General features: G+C 71.5%; 20 protein-coding genes, 3 tRNA genes, 1 pseudogene and 1 riboswitch. Of the genes and pseudogenes, 8 read left to right on the forward strand and 16 right to left on the reverse strand.

Annotation, left to right across the window (positions count from 1 at the left end):
* Positions 1-138: 138 nt before the first annotated feature.
* The 6 genes from AB0P07_RS30695 to AB0P07_RS30720 all read right to left on the reverse strand — a co-directional run bounded on the left by AB0P07_RS30695 (position 139) and on the right by AB0P07_RS30720 (position 4,897).
* Complete coding sequence (locus AB0P07_RS30695) at positions 139-1,182, reverse strand: M23 family metallopeptidase (RefSeq protein ID WP_365556305.1); 1,044 nt, start codon at positions 1,180-1,182, stop codon at positions 139-141.
* An 11-nt stretch (positions 1,183-1,193) separates the two neighbouring features.
* Positions 1,194-1,350: riboswitch (cyclic di-AMP (ydaO/yuaA leader) on the reverse strand.
* Positions 1,351-1,574: 224 nt separating this feature from the next.
* Complete coding sequence (locus AB0P07_RS30700; protein WP_365556307.1) at positions 1,575-2,786, reverse strand: PP2C family protein-serine/threonine phosphatase; 1,212 nt, start codon at positions 2,784-2,786, stop codon at positions 1,575-1,577.
* A 203-nt stretch (positions 2,787-2,989) separates the two neighbouring features.
* Positions 2,990-3,063: transfer RNA gene (locus tag AB0P07_RS30705), tRNA-Met, on the reverse strand.
* A 68-nt stretch (positions 3,064-3,131) separates the two neighbouring features.
* Positions 3,132-4,262 (reverse strand): dihydrofolate reductase family protein, encoded by a 1,131-nt coding sequence (locus AB0P07_RS30710; RefSeq protein WP_365556309.1) that lies wholly within the window; start codon positions 4,260-4,262, stop codon positions 3,132-3,134.
* 69 nt (positions 4,263-4,331) lie between these two features.
* Positions 4,332-4,631, reverse strand: coding sequence for a hypothetical protein (locus AB0P07_RS30715; protein ID WP_365556311.1), 300 nt, complete (start codon positions 4,629-4,631; stop codon positions 4,332-4,334).
* A complete protein-coding gene (locus AB0P07_RS30720; RefSeq protein ID WP_365556313.1) occupies positions 4,631-4,897 on the reverse strand; it encodes a hypothetical protein in 267 nt (88 codons plus the stop codon). The genes AB0P07_RS30715 and AB0P07_RS30720 overlap by 1 nt, the downstream gene beginning before the upstream one ends.
* Positions 4,898-5,097: 200 nt before the next feature.
* On the opposite strand from AB0P07_RS30720, the gene AB0P07_RS30725 reads away from it, so the two are divergent.
* Both AB0P07_RS30725 and AB0P07_RS30730 read left to right on the forward strand, forming a co-directional pair.
* The gene (locus AB0P07_RS30725) at positions 5,098-5,352 is read left to right on the forward strand and encodes a GntR family transcriptional regulator (protein ID WP_365556463.1); all 255 of its coding nucleotides are present in this window, start codon (positions 5,098-5,100) and stop codon (positions 5,350-5,352) included.
* 46 nt (positions 5,353-5,398) lie between these two features.
* Positions 5,399-6,358, forward strand: coding sequence for a MerR family transcriptional regulator (locus AB0P07_RS30730; protein WP_365556315.1), 960 nt, complete (start codon positions 5,399-5,401; stop codon positions 6,356-6,358).
* Here the strand turns inward: AB0P07_RS30730 and AB0P07_RS30735 are convergent.
* The 4 genes from AB0P07_RS30735 to AB0P07_RS30750 form a co-directional block, all read right to left on the reverse strand.
* Complete coding sequence (locus tag AB0P07_RS30735; protein WP_365556317.1) at positions 6,339-6,737, reverse strand: hypothetical protein; 399 nt, start codon at positions 6,735-6,737, stop codon at positions 6,339-6,341. The genes AB0P07_RS30730 and AB0P07_RS30735 overlap by 20 nt on opposite strands.
* Positions 6,738-6,743: 6 nt before the next feature.
* Positions 6,744-7,112 carry a hypothetical protein gene (locus AB0P07_RS30740; RefSeq protein WP_365556318.1) on the reverse strand — a complete coding sequence of 123 codons (369 nt, stop codon included), beginning with the start codon at positions 7,110-7,112 and terminating at the stop codon, positions 6,744-6,746.
* A gap of 63 nt (positions 7,113-7,175) precedes the next feature.
* On the reverse strand, positions 7,176-8,357 hold the full coding sequence (locus AB0P07_RS30745; protein WP_365556320.1) for a Cmx/CmrA family chloramphenicol efflux MFS transporter: 1,182 nt from the start codon (positions 8,355-8,357) through the stop codon (positions 7,176-7,178).
* 764 nt (positions 8,358-9,121) lie between these two features.
* Positions 9,122-9,502, reverse strand: a complete 381-nt coding sequence (locus AB0P07_RS30750; protein ID WP_365556465.1) for a MerR family transcriptional regulator — start codon at positions 9,500-9,502, stop codon at positions 9,122-9,124.
* A 192-nt stretch (positions 9,503-9,694) separates the two neighbouring features.
* On the opposite strand from AB0P07_RS30750, the gene AB0P07_RS30755 reads away from it, so the two are divergent.
* From AB0P07_RS30755 to AB0P07_RS30770, 4 genes are all read left to right on the forward strand, one after another.
* Positions 9,695-10,636, forward strand: a complete 942-nt coding sequence (locus tag AB0P07_RS30755; RefSeq protein ID WP_365556322.1) for a chlorophyllase — start codon at positions 9,695-9,697, stop codon at positions 10,634-10,636.
* A gap of 413 nt (positions 10,637-11,049) precedes the next feature.
* A complete protein-coding gene (locus AB0P07_RS30760) occupies positions 11,050-11,628 on the forward strand; it encodes a helix-turn-helix domain-containing protein (RefSeq protein ID WP_365556323.1) in 579 nt (192 codons plus the stop codon).
* 213 nt (positions 11,629-11,841) lie between these two features.
* Positions 11,842-12,723, forward strand: a complete 882-nt coding sequence (locus tag AB0P07_RS30765; RefSeq protein WP_365556325.1) for an alpha/beta fold hydrolase — start codon at positions 11,842-11,844, stop codon at positions 12,721-12,723.
* Positions 12,724-12,888: 165 nt separating this feature from the next.
* Complete coding sequence (locus AB0P07_RS30770) at positions 12,889-13,131, forward strand: hypothetical protein (RefSeq protein ID WP_365556474.1); 243 nt, start codon at positions 12,889-12,891, stop codon at positions 13,129-13,131.
* A gap of 232 nt (positions 13,132-13,363) precedes the next feature.
* Here the strand turns inward: AB0P07_RS30770 and AB0P07_RS30775 are convergent.
* The 6 genes and pseudogenes from AB0P07_RS30775 to AB0P07_RS30800 form a co-directional block, all read right to left on the reverse strand.
* Positions 13,364-13,522, reverse strand: a pseudogene (locus AB0P07_RS30775) (IS5/IS1182 family transposase); the annotation flags it as partial.
* A gap of 565 nt (positions 13,523-14,087) precedes the next feature.
* Positions 14,088-14,160, reverse strand: a tRNA-Lys gene (locus AB0P07_RS30780).
* 116 nt (positions 14,161-14,276) lie between these two features.
* Positions 14,277-15,812, reverse strand: a complete 1,536-nt coding sequence (locus tag AB0P07_RS30785) for an amino acid permease (RefSeq protein WP_365556327.1) — start codon at positions 15,810-15,812, stop codon at positions 14,277-14,279.
* A 138-nt stretch (positions 15,813-15,950) separates the two neighbouring features.
* Positions 15,951-18,119, reverse strand: coding sequence for a DEAD/DEAH box helicase (locus tag AB0P07_RS30790; RefSeq protein WP_365556329.1), 2,169 nt, complete (start codon positions 18,117-18,119; stop codon positions 15,951-15,953).
* 491 nt (positions 18,120-18,610) lie between these two features.
* Positions 18,611-19,177, reverse strand: coding sequence for a hypothetical protein (locus AB0P07_RS30795; protein WP_365556331.1), 567 nt, complete (start codon positions 19,175-19,177; stop codon positions 18,611-18,613).
* 136 nt (positions 19,178-19,313) lie between these two features.
* On the reverse strand, positions 19,314-19,664 hold the full coding sequence (locus tag AB0P07_RS30800; RefSeq protein ID WP_365556332.1) for a metallopeptidase family protein: 351 nt from the start codon (positions 19,662-19,664) through the stop codon (positions 19,314-19,316).
* Positions 19,665-19,735: 71 nt separating this feature from the next.
* Here AB0P07_RS30800 and AB0P07_RS30805 point away from each other — a divergent pair, with 71 nt between their 5' ends.
* Both AB0P07_RS30805 and AB0P07_RS30810 read left to right on the forward strand, forming a co-directional pair.
* On the forward strand, positions 19,736-21,388 hold the full coding sequence (locus AB0P07_RS30805; protein ID WP_365556334.1) for a metallophosphoesterase: 1,653 nt from the start codon (positions 19,736-19,738) through the stop codon (positions 21,386-21,388).
* Positions 21,389-21,468: 80 nt separating this feature from the next.
* Positions 21,469-21,541 (forward strand) — tRNA-Glu (locus AB0P07_RS30810).
* Positions 21,542-21,561 lie beyond the last annotated feature (20 nt).

Raw genomic sequence — 21,561 nt, forward strand, 5'->3', positions numbered from 1 at the left:
ACCGCACTGGAGCGGACCATTCCGGATGCACGCAAAAACCCCGCAAAACGACCGCGAACCGGCAGCCCTGACGTCGGGGGGTTGCCGTCAGGACCGCCGGGGTTCAGCGGGGCGGGAAGCGTGACGACTCAGTCGGTCTCAGGGGGTGAGGCCCTTGCTCTGCAGCCAGGCCATCGGGTCGATGCCGGAGCCGTCGGCGGTGTGCACCTCGAGGTGGAGGTGGGCACCGGTGACGTTGCCGGTGGCGCCGACGCGGCCGATGACGTCACCGGTGGTGACCTTCTGGCCGACGCTGACGTTGATCGACGACTGGTGCGCGTACCAGAGCTCGGTGCCGTCGTCGAGGGTGAGCACGGTCTTGTAGCCGTACGACCCGTCCCAGCCGGCCGACGTGATGGTGCCGCTGTGCACCGCCTTGAGCAGCGTGCCCGTGGGGGCGGCGAAGTCGAGGCCGGTGTGGTGACCGGATGCCCACAGGGAGCCGGCCTGGTTGAAGGTGGAGGAGATCGTGTACGAGGAGGTCGGCAGGGTGAACTGCTTGGCCAGCTCGGCGAGCCGCTCGGCCTCGGCCTTCTTCGCGGCCTCCTCCTCCGCCTTCTTCTTGGCGGCGGCGGCCTTCTCCTCGGCCTCCTTCTCCGCCTTGGCGGCGGCTTCCGCGGCCTTTTTCTCGGCGGCGGCCTGCGCTTCGGCGGCGGCCTTGGTCTCGACCTGGGCCTGCTGCTGCTCGGCCTGCGCCATGATCCGGGCCCGCAGCGACTCGCCGGCCCCGGCGGAACCCGCGTCCGCCCCGGTGTCCGCGGCGACGGCCTGGGTGATGCCGCTGAGCGGGGTGGCGGAACCCTCGGGCTCCGCCTCCTCGTCGCCGCCGGGCATGAGCGAGCCGACGTTCGGCAGGTCCGGCATGGAGATGGACACCGGCGGCTTGCCGGTCTGCGCGCTGGCCATGCCGCCCGCGCCGACGGCGGCTATGACACCGACGCCGAGGACGGTGGAGCTGCGGGCGAGCCCGCCGCGCTGCTTGGCGACGCGGTGCCGGCCGCGCACGGGGCGGATGGACTCCGCGGTGGGGTTCCACTCCTCCCAGGGGCCCTCTTCGGCGCGGGGGGCGTCGTAGCCGAAGGTGTCGGTGCCGTGCCCGGTGGGCACGAACGGGGCCTCGGGGGCAGGCCGGTTGGACGCCACGTGGGCGTACTCCTTTCCTTCCTTCTCGCCTACCGGGTTAGCTGACGGGTTCGGAGCAGGAAGGTCTCCTACGGGTGCGTGCCGACGTGTTTCCACGGCGTCATGCGCCCGATTCACCCCAATGTGGTGGTTCCCCGGTTCCCTTGCGGGATTCGGCGCGTGCGCACGGAGCCGCCTTCTGTGACGGCTGGGACGACCGCGCTGCGTTATCGAACGTTAATAGACGCGAGGCTCGGATTCCAAGCCGTTCCACTTGATCATTAACGGCAACGGCCGGGACGCACCCCTCACGACCACTGAAATCCGGACGAGTTGACTCGCTCTCGGTATTCCCCTTCACGCCACTTTCTTCTGACGGTGTATCAGTTGTTATGCGGAGGGGGGTCGCACTGTCACGACTCGTGACAATGATCAAGGTCGTCGTGCCGGGGGCGCCGTACGGCCAGCAGCGCCATGTCGTCCGCCATGCCGCCCCCGGAGTGCCGGCGCACGTCCTCGGCGAGGGTGTCGAGCAGGGTCGCCGGATGCCGGAAGACGCGGCCGGCCAGCCGCGTCAGCGGATCGTAGAACTCGCCCCCGGCGTCCCGGGCTTCGGTCAGCCCGTCGGTGTAGAGCAGCAGGGTGGCCCCACCTGGGAAGTCGACCTCCTCCGCCCGGTCGGGCCAGACGCCCAGCTCGCCCATGCCGAGCGGCAGCGCCGACTCGCGGGCGGGCAGGGCGCCCAGGGTGCCGTCGGCGTGGAGCAGCAGGGGCGGCGGATGGCCGCGGTTGACGATGCGTACGGTCCCGTCACCGTGCGGGAGTTCGGCGAGGACGGCGGTGGTGAAGCCCTCGAAGGCGTCCAGTCCGTCCCGCCGGGTGCCCTCGCGCGCCAGCGCCCGCTCCAGCCGCTGCGCCACGGCCTCCAGCGTCGCCTCCTGCTCGGCGGCCTCCCGGAACGCGCCGATCACGACGGCGACGGCGGCGACCGCGCCCATGCCCTTGCCGCGCACGTCGCCGACGATGAGCCGGACGCCGCGGGCGGAGTCCTGCACCGCGTACAGGTCGCCCCCGATGAACGCGTCGGCCTGCGCGGCCTCGTAGCAGACGGCGATCTCGAAACCCGCGATGCGCTCGGCGGGTTGGGGCAGCACGGCGCGCTGGGCGGCCGCGGCGATCTCGCGGACGGAGACGAGACGCTCGCTGCTGCGCCGGACCATGCCGTTGACGATGACGGCGAGCACGGCGACCGTCGCGATGGTGATCAGCTCGGTGAGGGAGTCGACGTAGTGGATGACGCCCTTGCCCAGCTGAAGCCCGATGACCGAGACGACCACGGCGACACCGGTGAGCGCCGTGCCGCGCCGCGAGTAGAGCGGGGCGGCGATCAGGGGAGCGGCCGTGTAGAGGGGGCCGGCGGTGAAGTACCTCGGGGTGAGGATGTCGTACAGGATGGCGACGACGATCAGCAGCACGGGAAGCGCGTGCACGAAGACGCGCCCGTAAGCGGTCCGGCTGCGCGGCGGCGGCCCGGCGGGCGGCTGCTCGTCCCCGAGGCCCGGGTCGGGAACGGGATCGCCGGGGAGCCGGCCACCGGCTCTGGCGGCCGCTCCCTCGTCCTCCACGTCACCTGGCCGCACCACTCGTCTCCCACCACCCCGCACGTCCGTGCGCCGCTTACCGTCCAGGAGTCCAGGTTTCCGGGAGCGGGGGCGGGCGGCGAGCGGTGAGGGGCCGACCGGATGACACGGGGGTGCGGGACGCCGTCGTACGTGCCGAGACGCACCGAGGGCCGGAACCCTTTCGGATTCCGGCCCTCGGCCTTCAGTAGCGGGGACAGGATTTGAACCTGCGACCTCTGGGTTATGAGCCCAGCGAGCTACCGAGCTGCTCCACCCCGCGCCGTTGTGTTCACCACTGTACGTCATCCCGGGACCGGAATGCACATCGGTGTCTCCGCCGCCGGTTCCCTACCGCTCCAGATGGCGGTTCGGCGCCTTGGCCGCCCCCTCGTACTCGGGCAGTACGACGACGGCGGCGCCCTGCGCGGCGAGCAACCCGCTCCCGTCCGCGCCCGCCACGAAGGTGTCCGGCTCCCGCCAGGCCGTGACGACCCGGCGCACCCCGGCGTCGAGGATCAGCCGGGCACAGGGCGCGGGACGGGAGGCCCGGCGGGCACAGGGCTCGAGACTGCTGTACACGGTCGCGCCCGCGAGCCGTGCGTCGCAGGGGTCGATCTTGGCGAGCGCGGCCTCTTCGGCGTGCACCACGGGATCGCCGCCCTCCCGCGAATACCCGCGCGCCAGCTCGCTCCCGTCGGCGGCGACCACGACCGCCCCCACGCTGAACGCGGTCTCCGACGGCGGACACAGGCCGGCCAGCTCACAGGCGACCTCCAGCCAGTACCGGTCGGCGGGGGCCACACGCTCGCCGGTCCCGGGTGCGGTGGGCCGGTACCGCATCAGCACGACGTCCTCGATCCGCCGCGTCCCGACCAGCGCGAGCCGCCCGCCCTGGTAGGCGCCGGGCCCGAACAGCCGGGGTGCGGCCGGGTCCCCGACCAGGAGGGGCGCGAGAACGAGCTGCAGCTCGTCGGCGAGCTCCTGCTGGAGCAACTGGCTGTGGACGGTCCCGCCCCCCTCCACCATGAGCCGCCGCACACCTCGCCGGTCGTGCAGGTACTCCAGTGCGGCGTGCCAGTCCAGCTCCGGCCCCAGGGACACGACGTCGGCACCGATGCCGAGCCCGCGGGCCCGTCGGGCCCCGTCGTCCGTGGTCAGCAGCACCTTCTCCCCGCCCGTGTGCCAGAACCGCGCCGCCGGATCCAGCTCGCCGCCGCCGCTGACGGTGACCTTGAGCGGGTACTCCGCCTGCCCGGCCGCGACCCGGGCCGCCCGCCGCTCGGCCGAGTTCACCAGCAGCCGCGGATCGTCGGCCCGGATTGTCCCGGCCCCGACCAGGATCGCGTCCACGCAGGCCCGCACCTCGTCGACCCGGTCGAAGTCGGCGGGGCCGGACAGCAGCAGCCGTTCGGGATTGGTGTCGTCCAGGTAGCCGTCGAGGGAGACGGCGGCGGAGAGGAGGACGTGGGGCAGGGGCATGGGTGACACTCCGGGAAGGCGGGCGGGCGGCGGGTTCCGGTGGGCAAACACTAGGCGCCGCTGCTGTTCCTACGGTTCACCGTGGTCCGTGGACAGGCACCGCCCCCTCGACTCCGCCACCCGCAGCGCGTCCGCGAGGCACTCGGTCAGGCGGATCGCCGTGTAGCGGACCTCGGCGTTCGGGGACACGGGGTCGTCCAGGACGCCGCGCGCCGAGCGGAGTACGTCCAGCCCCTCGGCGAGCTGCCGGGCCTCCGTCTCGTCTGCGAGCCGGGACACGGGCCCGCTGCCGTCGCCGGGAGCGAGGAAGCAGGGCTTGCCGTCGGCCGACAGCCAGGGCAGCAGCCGTAGCGCGGTGTGCGGTGTCATCACGCGGCCGCCTTCTCCGCACCGCCGACGTGCCGGTCCAGCTCCTGCTCGTGGGCGGCGACGTAGGGGCGGACAAGGCGGGAGGCGGCGCCGTCGAGGGGGAGGTGACGGCAGTACGGGGAGTGGTGGAAGGGGAGGCTCGCGGGGACGGTGGGGGGAGTGGTGCTCCGGGCTCGATGGCGTGGGCCGCCTGCCCGACGGGTTCCGGTGCCTGGGCCCAGGAGAAGGGTCAACCAGTGGGCGATGCGGTGGATAAGGTCGTGCATGTCGACGCTCCTTGTAAGCGTTGGCCGTGCCCCGGGAGGTCTGGCCACCTCGCCGGGGTCTTCTGTGGATCAGCATGCACGCGGGACACAGCCCTCTGTATACAGGTACAGAGGAATCCACTCGTACGTGTAGGTCGACGGATGCATACGTTGGACACGTGAGCGATACAGAACCCGAGCCCTCGACCCCCCTGGACCCGATGAGCGCGAGACCGCTCTACGTTCAACTCGCCGACGTCATCGCGAAGAAGATCGAGTCGGGAGAGCTGGCACCGGACAGGCCCATCCCGTCGGAGAACCATCTCGCCGACGAGTACGGCGTAGCGCGACTCACCGCGCGCCGGACCGCGCAGGAGCTCCGCGAACGGGGGCTCATCGTCACCGTTCGCGGGAAGGGGTCGTTCGTCGTGGAGCGGCCGCCCGCCGCCGACGACAAGGACCAGCCCTCCGGCTGACGCCCCGCCTTGACTCTCCAGTGGCTGGAGACCGCAGGGTGGGCTCATGAACGGCGCGACGCCCCTGCACTCGATCGGTGAACTGTCGGCCCGTACCGGCGTGCCCGTGCGGACGATCCGGTTCTACTCGGACACCGGACTGCTGCCGCCCACCGACCGCACCCCGGCCGGATACCGCCGCTACGACGACGCGGCCCTGGGCCGGCTCCACCTCGTCGGCGTCCTGCGGGAGCTGGACGTCGACCTCGCCACGGTCCGCCGCGTGCTGGACGGCGCCGTCTCCGTCGCCGAGGTCGCCGCCGCGCACGCCGACGCCACCGCCCTCCGGATCCGCGCCCTGCGGCTGCGCCACAGCATGCTGCGGCTCGTCGCCCGGCGCGGTCCCAGTCCCGAGGAGACCGTTCTCATGCACCGGCTGACCCGCCTCACCGCCGACGAACGACGGCGCATGATGGCCGACTTCATCACCGGCCTCGGCGCCGGCACGCCACAGGCCCGCGACGCTGCCGCCGTTCTGCGCACGGCCCTGCCCGACCTCCCCGACGAGCCGTCCGACACCCGGCTCGCCGCGTGGGTGGAGCTGGCCGAACTCATCGCCGACGACGACTTCCGCGCGCGCATGGCGGACGCCGCGTTCCCGCCCGCCGACGAGAACGCGCTGCCGGGGGTGGCCCCCGAGCAGGCGGCCGAGCTGGTCCCGTTCGTCCGGGACGCCGTCGCCGACGCGAGGGCGGCGGGCATCGACCCGGACGGCTCCGGCGCCGACGCGGTGGTCGAGGCCGTCGCGAGGCGCTTCGCCGCCGTACTCGGGCGCCCCGACGGCCCCGGGTTGCGGGACTGGATGGCGTCGCGGTTCGAAGCGGGGCACGATCCGCTCGTCGAGCGGTACTGGCGTCTGGTGTGGACCGTCAACGACTGGCAGGTGGTCACCGGGCACCTGCCCTTCCAGCCCTGGATGGCCCGGGCCCTGAGCCGCTCCGGCCGGGTCAGCTCCAGTCGCCGTTGACCCAGGCGACCAGACGCGCACGCTTCTTGTAGGAGCAGCGGGCGGGGTCGGCACCGTATGTGTCGTGGGCTGCGGACCAGCCCGGCACCGCGTACCCGTAGTCGCCGGGACCGTACTCGCCGTCGCGACGGCCGTCCATGCCGTCGGCCCAGTCGAGCAGGCCGAAGTCCGGGAAAGCGAAGTCGAGACCGAGGTTGTCGAGATACCGGCCCGGGTCGGCCGGTTCCACCGGTGCGGGACGGCCGTCCGCCTCGGCGGTGTTCCGGTCCTGCGGGCAGCCGTCGGACAGCACCGGCTGGCCCAGCCACCAGCCGGCCAGGAACACGGCGTACAGCGTGGTGACGACACCGAGGCGGCGCGGGGTCATCCAGTCGGGCATCCGGCTCTACTTCCAGTCGCCTTCGAACCACGCCTGAAGACGCGGGCGTTCACCCATGTCGTCGGTGCAGGTGACGGCATAGGAGCTGTAGGCGACGGCCATCGTGGACCGGCCAACGACACGCGCCTCGTCGTGCAGGGGGGCCGGGAAGGCGGACGGTGCGGGGGTGGGCGTGGAGACCGGTACGTGCCCGTACCGTTCGGCGACCCGGTCGACGGCGGCCTGGTCGGGTCGGCATTCGGGCGTCACGGGCTGCCCCAGGTACCAGCCCGCGACGAACACGCCGTAGACCACGGCGGCGGCACCGAGGCGGCGCGGAGTGATCCGGCGAGGGCGGAGGCCAACCCAGCCTCCGCCGGGCGGAGTTGTACTCATACCGAGGGACTCTACCGGCAGGCACCGACGGTCCGGCGGGGCGGCGGCCGGCGCCCGGACGGGTCAGCCGTCGACCTCGGCGCCGCGACCGGCCGCCGCGACCACGCGCCGGAAGGGGAACGCCACGAGCAGCGCGACCGCCACCAGCAGCCCACTCACCCAGAGCGGCCCGAGGTCCCCGAACGTGGTGCCCAGGGAGGCCGCGGCGACGAACGGCCCCACCAAGGCACCGGTGTTGAGGGCCGCGGTCGCGTACGAGCCGGCCATGGTGGGGGCCCCTGCCGCCTCGTAGAGCACTCGCGTGATCAGGGTGCCGCCCAGCGCGAACGACAGCGCGCCCTGCACGAACACGAGGACGAGCAGGGCGGCCGGCCGGTGGGCCAGCACGGCCAGGGCCGGCCAGCCGAGGAGAAGCAGCGGGCCACCGAGAAGGACGACCAGGCCGGGACGGTGGTCGGACACGCGTCCGGCGACGGTGATGCCGACGAAGGAACCGAGGCCGAAGAGGACCAGGACGACGGAGACCCACAGGTCGCTCAGGCCGGCGGTGCCCGTGACGACGGGGGCGAGGAAGGTGAAGCTCGCGAAGGTCGCCGCGTTCACCAGGGCACCGAGCAGCATCACGAGCGCCAGGCGCCGGCTCCTGAGCCGGGTGAGTTCCGCTCGCAGCGCCGGCCTGTGGGGCTTGTTTCCTTGGTCGGGGCCGGCCGGGACGCCTTTGAGGATGCCGAGGGTCGCGGGCAGACAGAGGACGGCGACGGCCCAGAACGTGGCTCGCCACCCGAGCGTGGTGCCGAGTACCGATCCCGCGGGGACCCCGGCGATCGTGGCCGCCGTCGTCCCGGACAGCAGCACCGCGAGCGCGCGTCCCTTCCTGTCCGCCGGGGCCAGCCGGGCGGCGATGGTCAGCGCCACGGCGAGGAATCCGGCGTTCGCGAGCGCCGCTACCACCCGGGCGGCGAACAGGACCGGGAAGTTCGCGGTGGTGGCGCCCAGTGCGTGAGCCGCCGCGAAGACGAGGACGAACCCGAGAAGGCTCGATCGCGCCGGCCAGGTGCGGGCGAGCCCTGCCATGAGCGGAGCGCCGACGACCATGCCGATGGCGAAGGCCGACGTGAGCGTGCCCGCCGTCCCGACCGCCACGTCGAGGTCGGAGGCGATCCCGGGCAGGAGGCCCGCGAGCATGAATTCGGAGGTGCCCATGGCGAAGACGGCCAGGGCAAGCAGGTACAGCGCGAGAGGCATCGAGTGGCTCCGAGGCGATGAGAAACAGAGGGAGAGGCGTTCTCGTCACCGCGGTCAGCACCCACGGACCCGGGCGTCCGGCCGCGGAACGCGGCAGGACGGCCAGCACTACGGACTCAGTGGTCCAGGGGGCTGACGGCGTGACCGAAAGCCCCCACCCTGGATGCTTCGGGGCTCGACATGCCCCGCAAGCTACCCGACCGCCGCCCGACGACGCACACCGTTTTGTGCGCCTCCGTACCGGCGCAGGTGTCCCGGTGCCGGGAGCGGAACCGACGGGACCCCGGTTCGGTCGTGCTCTGAACCGGGGTCCGACGTTGTAGGCCCTGTGGGACTCGAACCCACAACCAATGGATCAAAAGTCCTGGCCCAAGGCTTGCTGGGCCGGTTCCGGGCGCTGCCACGGGGTCCCGGAACTACCTGGTCAGGGTGTCTGCCCGTGATGAGCGGTGCGGCTCGTGGCTGTTCGTGCCACACCGTCCGCTCACGCATCGCTCACGCATACGGGCCCGGCGGTCAGACCGTCGGGTGATTCCTGTCGCAGATCCCCTCCTTCCGGCAACAACGGCTCCAGCCGGTCCCACTGCTCGTCCGACGGATCTCCACGTGCCACAGAACACGATCGACACACACCACGATCTACTTCCGCAACAGACTCCAGCCGACCGCCGGTGGGTCCCGATGGGAGCAGGTGGCTGCCATCGCTGCGGCTCACCGGTCGTGCTGGTGCAGCGCCCGCACCCGTGCCATCCAGTGGTGCCGACCTAGTCGGCCGCGCCTCGTCGGCAAGGGGCGCCGGTGTGCATGTTGGCGGAGGCACCGGCGATGACCGAGTCGAGCCGGTCCCGCGTGCGTGACAGGTCCGCGATGTGCTGGTCGATGCCGTCGCGCTCCACGGCGAGGCGGTCGAGCAACTCGGGCGTGGCCTTGCCGTCGATGACGCAGGGCGTCAACTCGGCGATGGTCTTGCTGGACAGGCCGGCGGCGTACAGCTCCCGGATCAGCCGGATCTGGTCGACCGCGGCTTCCGCATAGTGCCGCTGCCCGCTGTCGCTGCGCTGGGAGACGAGCAGGTTCTGCTCCTCGTAGTACCTCAGAGCCCGGGGGGTGACTCCGGTCTTCCGGGCGAGTTCTCCGATACGCATTCCCGCCTCCATGCCCAGCGTGTCGTGCATCACATCTACTTGCCTTTGACGTCAACGTCAGGTTTTAGCGTAGCGGATATGAACCTCTGCCGATGGTTTCTGCCGATACGTCCCCGGCAGGCCCTCAACGCCGAGCGCAGCCTCACAACCTCCTGACCCACCACCCGGACCACACCCGAAAGGGATACACGCATGGCCATCAACCAGACGACAGGTCTCGCCAGCCCCCTGCCCACCCCGATCGTGTCGGTCAAGCCGCTCGTACTGCCCGCGCCGTGGCGCGGCGAGGACCTGCACGTACGCGTCTCCGCACCGGCTACCGGCGACAACCTGCCGGTCGTGCTGTTCGCGCACGGATTCGGCTCGAACCTGGACGGCTACGCACCACTGGTCGACCACTGGGCCTCCCATGGCTTCGTGGTCGTCCAGGCCACCCACCTCGACTCCAAGCGCTTCAACGTGGCCGCGGACGACCCTCGCAAGCCCCATATGTGGCGCTACCGCGTGCGGGACATGAAGCGGATCCTCGACGAACTCGCCACCCTGGAGGCGTCCGTGCCCGGCCTGGCCGGCCGGGTCGATCACAGCCGCATCGTCGCGGCCGGACACTCCTTCGGCGGCCAGACCGCGGGCATCCTCGTGGGGCTGCGCGTCACGGACCCGGTGACCGGCACCACCGAGGACCTGTCCGACTCCCGGGTCATGGCCACCATCCAGCTGGCCACCGCCGGCGAAGGCGGCGCCAACCTGACCCCCCTCGCCCTCGAGATCGCTCCCTGGCTGCGCGACCAGGACTTCTCCCACATCACCGCCCCCGGACTCGTCGTCGCCGGCGACAAGGACGAACTGCCGCTCTCCACCACGGGCCCGTCCTGGACAAGCGAGCCCTACACGCTCAGCCGGGGCAACAAGAGCCTGCTGACGGTCTACGGCGGCCAGCATTCCCTCGGCGGCATCCCCGGCTACGACGCGGCAGAGACCACCGACGAGAACCCCGACCGCGTCGCCCTCGTCCAGCAGGTCACCCTCGCCTACCTGCGCCACGCCACCGGCATCGACAACACCGACTGGGAGACGGCCCGCACCGTCCTCGCCGGTGATTCCCACGCGTTGGGGCGACTGGAGTCCAAGTGACCCCTGCCGGCTCAAGGCGCGCGCCGCTTGCCTGAAGGCGTGCGAAACCACTCGCTCTCCCTCCCGAGACCGTGTACCGCGGAAGTGGTGCAGCCGTCAGGGCCGCGTTGGTCCAGGTTTCCCACGGCTCGGCCGGTCCGGCCGAACGTACACAGGCCGCAAGGCCAGCCAGTCAGGACAGTACGCGTCATCCGTGGCCCTGACGCCGACCTGATCACCGCCGGGACCCGCGGTACGGCCCATACCGCCCGGCTGCACCATCCGGTGGGGCACCGCCCGTCCGGACGCCTCACCCGCACCACCCAGCCTCAGTGACTTCAGCCGGACCCAGCCCCACCCACCGAGAAGGCCCACCATGACAGCCATACGGCTCTTTTCTTGAGCGTGCGATCCAGATAGGTTACGGTGGAGTCATGGCAAGGACCCGGGAGTTCGACACGGAGGCGGCGGTGAGCCGCGCGATGGAGCTGTTCTGGACGCGCGGCTACGAGGCCACCTCGGTGCGCGACCTGACCGGGCACCTGGGGATCGGGCAGGGATCCCTGTATGCCGCGTTCGGCGACAAGGACGGCCTCTACCGGGCGGCGCTGGAGCACTACCGCACCACCCTCGCGGCGGCCGCCCTGCGCAGTCTGGAGGAGGAGGCAGACGCCCGGTCGGCGATCCGCGCGCTACTGGTGGAGCGGATCCGGATCGCCGTGGGCCACGATGGCCGGGGCTGCCTGGCGGTCAACGCCGCCTGCGAGCGCCTGCCGGAGGACACGGCGACCCGGCGGACCGTGCGCGACATGCAGGACGCCAGCCGGGACGCGCTCGCCGAAGTGCTGCGGGTCGCGGCGGAGCGGGGCGAGATCGCCAAGCGCCACGACCCGCACACCCTCGCCGCTTTCCTCGTCACCTTCCTCAACGGACTGCTGGTCTCCGCGAAGATCACGCCGGACGTCCGCGCCCTCGACCCCCTCGTGGAGGTCGCGCTGGCCGCCCTCGACTGACTTTTTCATGGCCAGAATCTGTAACAAGCGTTCCAGTAAATGCGGCGGTGCACGCCCGGACAGGGAGTCCGGCGCCCCCATCCCGCTCGCACCCTGACCGAGGACGACCACGGACGGCACCGGACCGAGCCGCCTGGCGATCCTCGCCGCCCCCGCGCCGGCCCACTGACGCCCTCATCGCCACGCACACCAAGAAGACGGAGGAAGAGCAACATGATGTTCGACCATGAAGGAAAGCCCGTCCGCACGGGCCGAGCAGCCGTGAACGGAACGAGTCTGCACTACCGCGCAGCCGGGTCCGGCCCCGCCGTGGTGCTCCTGCACGGCGTGCCCAAGACCAGCTACCACTGGCGCCACCTCCTTCCCAAGCTGACGCCCCACTACACCGTCGTCGTGCCGGACCTCCGCGGTCTCGGCGACTCCGCCCGGCCGTCGGACGGCTACGACTCCGCGACCATGAGCGACGACGTCGCCGCGCTGATGCACCACCTCGGCCACCGGACCTACGCCGTGGCGGGTGAGGACTGGGGAGCGGTCATCGGCTACCAACTCGCCGCCCGCCACCGCGACCACGTCACCGCTCTCGTGTTCGCCGAGGCACTGTTCCCCGGATTCGGCTTCGAGGACCACACGGCCCTCACCCCCGAGAACGTCGCCAGCGGCATGCACCTGTGGCACCTGGGCTTCTACTTCCAGCCCGACATACCCGAGACGCTGATCAGCGGACACGAACGCGAACTGATCACCTACATGATCAAGTACGAACGCAGCCGGCCCGACGCCGCCACCCCCGACGCGCTCGACGAATACGTGCGCTGCTACTCCATGCCCGGCGGCATCCGCGCCATGCTCTCCATCTACCGGGCCATGCTCGTCGACGCCGAACAGAACCGGCAGGCCGCACAGAAGAAGCTGGACATCCCGGTCCTGGCCCTGGGCGGATCCGCGTTCATCGGCGACCGCAACGAATCCCAGATGCGACTCATGGCCCACGACGTCACCGGACACGTCTTCGACGCCGGCCACGACCTCGCAGAGGAAGTACCCGACGAAATGGCCGCCGTCCTCCTACCGTTCCTGGCCACGCTCCAGTAACGGCACCCCCGGCCGCCGAGGCCGCCGATCCGAAGCGGCCCGGCACGGCGAGGGCCTCGTGCCTGAAACGAACGATCCGGTTCCGCACAGCCACGAGGCCCCTGGCCTCACCGGCACCCACCGGGCGCTCTCCAAGCACTCCTCAGCGAAACGAAATTGAGCACCATGCACAACCCTGAAACCCCGGGAAGACACCGTCCCGCGCTGATCACTGCCGTGCTCTCCTGCACAACGTTCACGGCCGGAGTCGCCGAATACGTCCTGACGGGACAGCTCGACCTCGTCGCCCAAGGGCTCGGAGTCAGTGAGGCGACCACAGGTCAACTGGTGACCGTTTTCGCTCTTGCGTACGGGCTGCTGACGCCCATTCTTGTCGTGATGACGGCTCGAATCGAACGGCGCCTGTGATCGCAGCCGCAGGCGTCACCGCCTCACTCGTCCTCCTGCTTCTCACGCGCCGCCACGACCGAAGTGCGCACAACTCATCGGCAACACCTGCCGAGTGTCCGCAGCCATAACGCGACGACCCGTGGAGCGGTATGCATCGGGGCCTGCCGGACTCCTGATCGCCGACGGCTTCAGCAAACCTTCGTTCTCCGAGGATCGCCCTGCGGGGCGCCCGAACCCCGGAGGTCTTTCCGCGTTGCCGCTTCAGGGTGAGGGCAGCTTTGGCGATAACGGTCATGCGGTTCGGGCTGATGTGGGATCTTCGGAAGACGTGCCAGGTCTTCGGCCGTGCCATGCCGCGTTCGACCGGTGCCCGGGCTGCGGCCAGGGCCCGGTTGGCGGTGCGCTGGGTGGATGCCGGCGTCAGGGGTTCGGGGCCTCCGGCAGGCAGCCTGCCGAAGGCCCACCTGTCTCGATCCGAGACACAGGCAGGGTTCACTGCGTGCACACGCGTTCCGTTTCGGAACAAGCCCCTCGTTCCGCTGCGGATCGCTTGCTTCGTGCCGTGACGGAACACGGACAGTACGTCCACGCGGGCAACAGTCCAGCGATTCTGTGTCAGCTCAGCGCAGAACGGACTGCTGTGTTGCCGCCTCCTCGCGCCGCCAGCCCGAGAAGCTCCAGCAGGTCCGCGGTCACCACCCGAGAGGCGTTGCCGAGCCGCGGCACCTTGCACGGACAGGCACCCCGCTTCGCCAGCTCATACCCCTCGCGGTCCTCCGGGAGCAAAGGAACCGCCAGGAGAAGGAACGTTCCGAGTGGGACGACGCCTGGCGTACACCGGCAAGGACTTCACCAAGGAGGACGGCGCCGTCCGCTCACGCAAGGGCCCGAGAACAAAGGAGCGTCCGAGCCGACCGAAGCCGACCCGGACGCTCTCTAGCAGGTCAGAGGGCGTATAGCCTGCCTGCGCGGGGTAGGCCCTGTGGGACTCGAACCCACAACCAATGGATTAAAAGTCCACTGCTCTGCCAATTGAGCTAAGGGCCCAGGCGGTGTGTCGCGCGGTGCTGCGTGATGTTGCCACACCGAGCATAGCCCGCCGCGGCCGGGACGCCGATCGGGTATCGGGGTCCCGGCCGCGTCAAAGGGCCGGGGAGCCGGGGCTACGGATCCACCGGCTCGGGGGAGTTCGCGTGGGCGGCGGCGCGGGCGCGGGTGCGTTCGTGGTCGGGATTGAGGAACCAGTGCCGGGCCGAGGCGAGCCACCAGGTGGCGGCGAAGCCCAGGACGATCAGGACGGCGACCGGCGCGTAGTTGAAGGTCTCCCAGGTGACCGGGGACACCTGGGGCAGCATGAACAGGACCGTGATGACACCGACCCACGTCACCGCGACCACGCCGGTCACCCGCGACCAGCGGCCCAGGTGCCAGGGCCCGCGTTCGAAGGCGGCGCCCTTGCGGACCCGCAGGAGCGTCGGGATGACGTACGCGATGTAGAGGCCGATGACCGCGATCGAGGTCACGGCGGCGTATGCGGTGACGTTGATGAGGTACGGAAGGCCCAGGACCAGCGCGGCCAGGGCCGCCAGCCAGACCGCCGCGACGGGCGTGCGGGTGCGCGGGTTCACCGAGTGCCAGACGTGGGAGTAGGGGAGCGCGCCGTCCCGGGAGAAGGCGTAGATCATGCGGCTGTTGGCCGTCACCGACGCCATCCCGCAGAACAGCTGCGCCCCGATGACCACGAGGAGCAGGAGCTTGCCCGCCGTCGCGCCCAGGGCGTCGAGGAGGATCTGCGCGGGCGGCGCGCCCGTCGGGGACGTCAGGGCGCCCTCGTAGGACTGGATGGCGAAGGTGAAGCCGAGGAGGAGGACGAAGCCGGCGATCCAGGAGGTCCAGATGGAGCGGACGATGCCCTTCGGGCCGGCCGTGGACGCGTCGTGGGTCTCCTCCGTCATGTGGGCGGAGGCGTCGTAGCCGGTGAAGGTGTACTGGGCCATCAGGAGGCCGATGAGGACGACGTACACCCCGCTGCCCCAGCCGGTGTTGTTCACGAACTCGCCGAAGACGAACGACGCCGACTGGTGGTGGTCCGGCGCGAAGGTCAGGGCGCCGACGATCACCGCGACGCCCAGGACGTGCCACCACACGCTCACGCTGTTCAGCAGGCCGACGATGCGGACGCCGAAGGTGTTGAGCAGGCCGTGCAGGATCAGGATCGCGGCGAAGAGCAGGATCGTGCGGCCCGGCGTCACCTCGAAGTCGAACTGCAGGTTCAGGTAGGCGCCCAGGAAGGACGCGGCGCCGAAGTCGATGCCGGCGGTGACCGCGACCTGGCCCAGCACGTTGAACCAGCCCGTGAACCACGCCCAGGCCGCCGCCGTGCGCGGGGGCGCCAGGCGGTGCGCCCAGAAGTACAGGCCCGCCGAGGTCGGGTACGCCGAGCAGATCTCGGCCATCGCCAGGCCGACGAAGAGCGTCATCAGGCCGACGGCGACCCAGCCCCAGGTGATGACGGCCGGGCCGCCGGTGTTCATGCCGAAGAGGTAGAGGGTCAGGCAGCCCGAGAGGACCGAGATGATCGTGAAGGAGACCGCGTAGTTGGAGAACGCCGACATGCGGCGGGCCAGAACCTGGGTGTAGCCGAGCTGGGCCAGCCGTTCCTCGTCCGACAGCCCACTCGCCTTGTCGTCATCTGTCATGCCCCCAGCAATTCCCTTGCGCCGAGCGTGACATGCGTCACTCCGTGGACCTCGTGGCCGGGACCGGACCGCAACGCGAAACGCCGTGGCCTCCACCCGGTGGGGCGGAGGCCACGGCGCTTGTCGGTTGTTCAGGCGTCAGCCGTTGCGCTTCCAGCGCGGCTTGTCGTCACGGCGGCCGAAGGACGAACCACGGTGGTCACCGCGGTGGTCGTCGAGGCGGCCGTACGGACGGTCGTGGCCGCCGGAGCGGGAGCCGGGACGGTCGCCCTGGCGGTCGCGGTTGAACGGACGGTCGCTGCCACGGTGCCCGCCGCGGTCGTCACGGCGGTCGAACGAGCGGCCACCGCGGTCGTCGCGGCGGAAGCCCCCGCGGTCACCGCGGTCGTCACGGCGGTCGAACGAACGCCCACCGCGGTCACCACGGTCGTCGCGGCGGTCGAAGGAACGGCCACCCCGGTCGTCACGACGGTCGTCGCGGCGGAAACCACCACGGTCACCACGGTCGTCACGACGGTCGAACGAACGCCCACCGCGGTCACCACGGTCGTCGCGGCGGTCGAAGGAACGGCCACCCCGGTCGTCACGACGGTCGTCACGGCGGAAACCACCACGGTCACCACGGTCGTCACGACGGTCGAACGAACGACCACCACGGTCACCACGGTCGTCGCGGCGGTCGAACGAACGGCCACCGCGGTCACCGCGGTCGTCACGACGCTGGTCGCGACGCTCGTACGAGCGCTCGCGGTCGTTGCCGCCGCGCTCCGTCTTCTCCACGTCCCGGGCGCCGGGCTGCTCGGGCAGCGAGACCTCGGCCTCGGACGCGGCGGCGGCCACCTCGGCCAGGACCGTCTCCGGGTCCTCGCCGCGCTCCCGCGCGACCCTGGCGACCAGGCGGTCCGCCTCCTCGCGCAGCTCGGTGGCGCGGCGCTGGGCCCGCTCCAGCTCCTTGGTGAGCTGGGTGACCTCGCGCTCGGCCTGCTGCGCCGCGTTGCCCGCGGACTCGGCCTGGACCTCGGTCATCGACCGGGCGCCGGTGATCTCGGCGACCTCGGGGTCGAAGGCGGCGCCGCCCTGGATGATGTGGCGCGTGGCGTCGACGCCCGCGTCCTCCATCAGCCGGAAGATCTGGCGGCGCTGGTGCGGCAGGGACAGGGACACGACGGTGCCGGTGCGGCCGGCGCGGGCCGTACGGCCCGCCCGGTGCAGGTAGTCCTTGTGGTCGCCGGCCGGGTCCACGTTCAGCACCAGGTCGATGCCGTCGACGTGGATGCCGCGGGCGGCGACGTCGGTGGCGACCAGGACGTTGACGTAGCCGTCCTTGAAGTCGGCCAGCGTGCGGGTGCGCGCGCCCTGGGTCATGCCGCCGTGCAGCGCGTCGGCCTTGGCCCCGGCGTCGCGCAGCTGCTCGGCGACGCGGTCGGCGCCCAGCTGGGTGCGGACGAAGATGATGGTGCGGCCCTTGCGGGAGGCGATGGCCGCGGTGACCGGCGCCTTGTCCTTGGGCTTCACGACCAGGATGTGGTGCGACATGGTCGTCACCGCGCCCTGGGCGGCGTCGACCTCGTGGAGGGCCGGGTTCTTCAGGTACCGGTCGACGAGGGTCTTGATCTCGTTCTCCATGGTGGCGGAGAACAGCATCCGCTGGCCGCCGGCCGGGACCTGGTCGAGCAGCTCGGTGACCTCGGGCAGGAAGCCCAGGTCGGACATCTGGTCGGCCTCGTCGAGGACCGCGATCTGCACGTTCTCCAGGGAGCAGGCGCCGCGGTTGATGATGTCGCGCAGCCGGCCCGGGGTGGCGACCAGGATGTCGACGCCGCGCTCGAGGGCGTAGATCTGGTTGCCCATCGAGGTGCCGCCGCAGACGACCTTCATCTTCAGGCCCATGACGTCGCCGTACGGCTGGAGCGCGTCGGCGACCTGCATGGCCAGCTCGCGGGTCGGGGTGAGGATGACGGCGCGGGGCTTGTGCTTCTCGGTGCGGCCGCCGGCCAGGGTGGCCAGGGTCGGCAGACCGAAGGAGAGGGTCTTGCCGGAGCCGGTGCGGCCCCGGCCGAGGATGTCCTTGCCGGCCAGGGCGTCCGGGATGGTCGCGGCCTGGATCGGGAAGGGGGTGGTCACGCCGTTCTGCGCGAGCTTGCGCACGACGCCCTCGGGCAGACCGAGGTCGGCGAACGTCGGCTCGGCAGCCTCGGGGGCCTCCGTGGTCGCGGAGGCGGCAGCGGCCTCGACGACCTCCGGCTCGCCCTGAACGCCCTCGGCGTTTCCGGGCACGACGACGTGGTCAGTACTGGTCATGGACATGCGAATGCGAAACCTTCCGGAGTCTCTCGTCGGCACGCGCCCGTCAACTCCGTGAATCGCGATTCGCAATACGACCGCCTCGATGCGGTCCACCACGGCAAGGGGAGAGTACGCGCCACACGGCGCGCTCTGCGGTGGCGCCGGGCAAATGGGATCAAACGATCTACCACCATACGCACCTCCCACCCCCGAAGGCAAACCGGCAGCTCATCCGCGGCCCGCCCGGCAGCACATCCCCAGCTCAGCGGGCTTCCCTAGATCCTGTCGTCACATTCCCGTCGTCCGCCCGAAGGGCGGGGCCGGCGGCGTCAGGCGCGTGCTCTGGGGGTCCCCCCCCCGGCCGGAGGCTGGGGGAGCGCCGGGCGTCGACCGGCGCACTGGTGGTACGTGGCCGGCGCCCGGTGCGGCGAGTGGGGGTACCTCCCACGCCCTTGAGGCAGTGGGGGAGCGTGCATGGCGCCGCCGGGCAGACGGGAATGCGACGACAGGACCTACGCCGGTGTCCCGGCCGCCGGCGCCGGCTCCCGCTGCTCGAGCTGGGTTCCCGGCGGCTCGTGCGCCGACGAGGACGGCTCGGCCACCGTCGGCTCCGGCGTCGGAGAGGCGGGCGGCTCCTCGGGGGGCGTCGGCTCCGGCTCGGCCGGCCGGGTGGGCTCCACCGGGAGCGTCCGGGTGGGCTCGGGTTCGTGGTCCCCGCCGCCCGGCGGCCGGTCCCCGGTCGGGCGGGCGGCCGGGGGCGCCGAGGCGGACGCGCCCTTCCCGGCGCCCTCCTCGCCGCCCTTCCCCTTGCCGTCGCGTTCGGCCTCGTCCCCGCCCTTGTCGTCCTTGCCCTTCTTCCCCTTGCCGTGCTTCCCGTCTCCGGCCGCCGCGCCGTACCCGGCGTTCCCGCCGGAGACCGCGGGGCCGCCGTCCGGCACCTCGCCGCCCCGCTCCCCGGCGGAGTGCGACGGCTTGCCGCTCCCGCCGGGTGCGTCGTCGCCGACGCGCATGCAGCCGGCGGCAGCGGCGACGGCCAGGGCGGTGGCGGCCAGACGGACGGGGACGTACAAGGGGCGCACGGGCGGCCACCTCCGGGGGTCAAGGAGTCGCCGTGCCCAACTCCCTTCACCCACAAGAGGACACGCGCCCGGCGAGGCGGACTTGACCCGAGCGCGTCACCCGTACCCGGGGCACGCCCCTCGCGTCCGACCCGCGTCACCCGTACCCGAGGGAGTGCAGCCGCGCGTCGTCGATCCCGAAGTGGTGGGCGATCTCGTGAACGACCGTCACCTCGGTCTCGGCGACGACGTCTTCACGCGTCCCGCAGTACCGCAGGGTCGGCCCCCGGTAGATCGTGATCCGGTCCGGCAGCACCCCCGCGTACCACTCCCCGCGTTCCGTCAGCGGCGTCCCCTCGTACAGGCCGAGCAGCTCGGGATCGTCCGCGGGCGGTTCGTCCTCGACGAACACCGCGACGTTGTCCATCAGCCGCGTCAGCTCCGGCGGGATCCGGTCCAGGGCCTCGGCGACCAGTTCCTCGAACTCCTCGCGCGTCATCTCCAGCACAGGCCCATTGTCGGGTACGACCGTGGAGTACGACCCGCATATCCACCCCGGGCCACGGGCATACGGGACCAATGGCCCGCGTCCCCGCCGTAGTCCCGCACGTCCTGGCCGAGGTGGTGAACCCCATCCGCAACGCCCCGCGCGCCCTCACCCGCCGCCTCCGCGACCGGCGCGACCGCCACGCCCGCCGCGGTCGCCGCACGTCCGCGACCCCGGAACTCGCCGCCCGCCCCCACCCCTGGGCCCGCGCCGCCGGCCTCGTCGCCGTCGTCCTGCTCGGCGCCTGGCTGGGACTGCTGGTCGTCGGCAACGTCCGGGCCCCGGTCGGCCCCATGGACACGACGATGACGCTGCGGCCCTCCCTCACCGGCGGCACGAAGATCAACGTCTCGCCGCTGGGCGCGCTGCAGCTCGACAGCCACGTCGCCCCGGTCCGCCTCGACGTCAACGTCGACCAGCTCGACCCCGCCCGCGCCCAGGCCCTCGTCGACCACCCCGAACGCCTCTCCGGCCTCCAGGACGAGGTGGCCCGGGACGTCGAGCACGGCACCCTCGACCTCGCCGTCCGCTCCTGCGTCGCCGTCGTCACCGGCGCCACCGCCCTCGGCCTCGCCGTCTACCGCCGCCCCCGGCGCGCGCTCGCCTCGGGCGGACTCGCGCTCACCCTCCTGGTCGCCTCCGGCGGCACCGCGTACGCGACCTGGAACCCCGACTCCGTCCTGGAGCCCAAGTTCTCCGGCCTGCTCTCCTCCGCGCCCTCGCTGGTCGGCAACGCGCGCAGCATCGTGACCGAGTTCGACGTCTACCAGAAGGAGCTGGCCCGCCTGGTGACCAACGTGACCAAGCTCTACGACGTCACCTCGACGCTCCCCGCCTACCAGACCGACCCGACCACGATCCGCGTCCTGCACGTGTCGGACATCCACCTGAACCCGGCGAGCTGGAAGATCATCGCCTCGCTGGTGGAGCAGTACAAGGTGAACGTGATCGTCGACTCCGGCGACACGATGGACCACGGCACCGCCGCCGAGAACGGCTTCCTGGACCCCGTCGAGGACCTCGGCGCCCCCTATGTCTGGGTCCGTGGCAACCACGACTCGCGCGGCACCCAGGAGTACCTGAAGCACCTGAAGAACGTGCACGTCCTGGACGACGGCCACGCCCGGACCGTCGGCGGCCTGCGCTTCGCCGGGATGGGCGACCCGCAGTACACCCCCGACCGCTCGAAGGCGGACGGCGCCGAGGCCTCCCAGGAAATGGCCGGAGCCCGCCTCGCCTCCGCCCTGCGCGACCAGCGCGCGGCCGGCACCCCCGTGGACATCGCCGTCGCCCACGAACCGTCGGCCGCCCGCGAGGTCGACGGCGACGTGCCGCTGGTGCTCGCCGGGCACCTCCACCACGAGGACATGGAGGTCATGAAGTACGGCACCCGGCTGCGCGTCGAGGGTTCCACCGGCGGCAGCGGCCTGCGCGCGGTCGAGGGGAAGTATCCCGACCCCATCCAGGCGTCGATCCTCTACTTCGACCGGGACTCCCGGCGCCTCCAGGCGTGGGACGAGATCGAGCTGGGCGGCCTGGGCCTGACGACGGCCGAGGTCAGCCGCCACCTGCCGAAGGAGAACCAGCCGGGCGCCACGCCGTCGCCCTCTCCCACCGGCCCGTCCCCGTCCGGCGCCGGCGCCTCGCCCTCCGCCCCGGGCAGCCCCGCCCCCAGCACTCCGTAAACCGTTTTGGCGATACCTCCCGCCATCCCATATGCTTCTCACGTCCCCGACGCGCTGCGAAGCGCCCAGGCGGGCCGATAGCCCTCATCGTCTAGCGGCCTAGGACGCCGCCCTTTCAAGGCGGTAGCACGGGTTCGAATCCCGTTGGGGGCACGCAGTACATGTGCGACACT

This window comes from Streptomyces sp. NPDC085944, from assembly GCF_040686295.1.
GTDB lineage: Bacteria > Actinomycetota > Actinomycetes > Streptomycetales > Streptomycetaceae > Streptomyces > Streptomyces salinarius.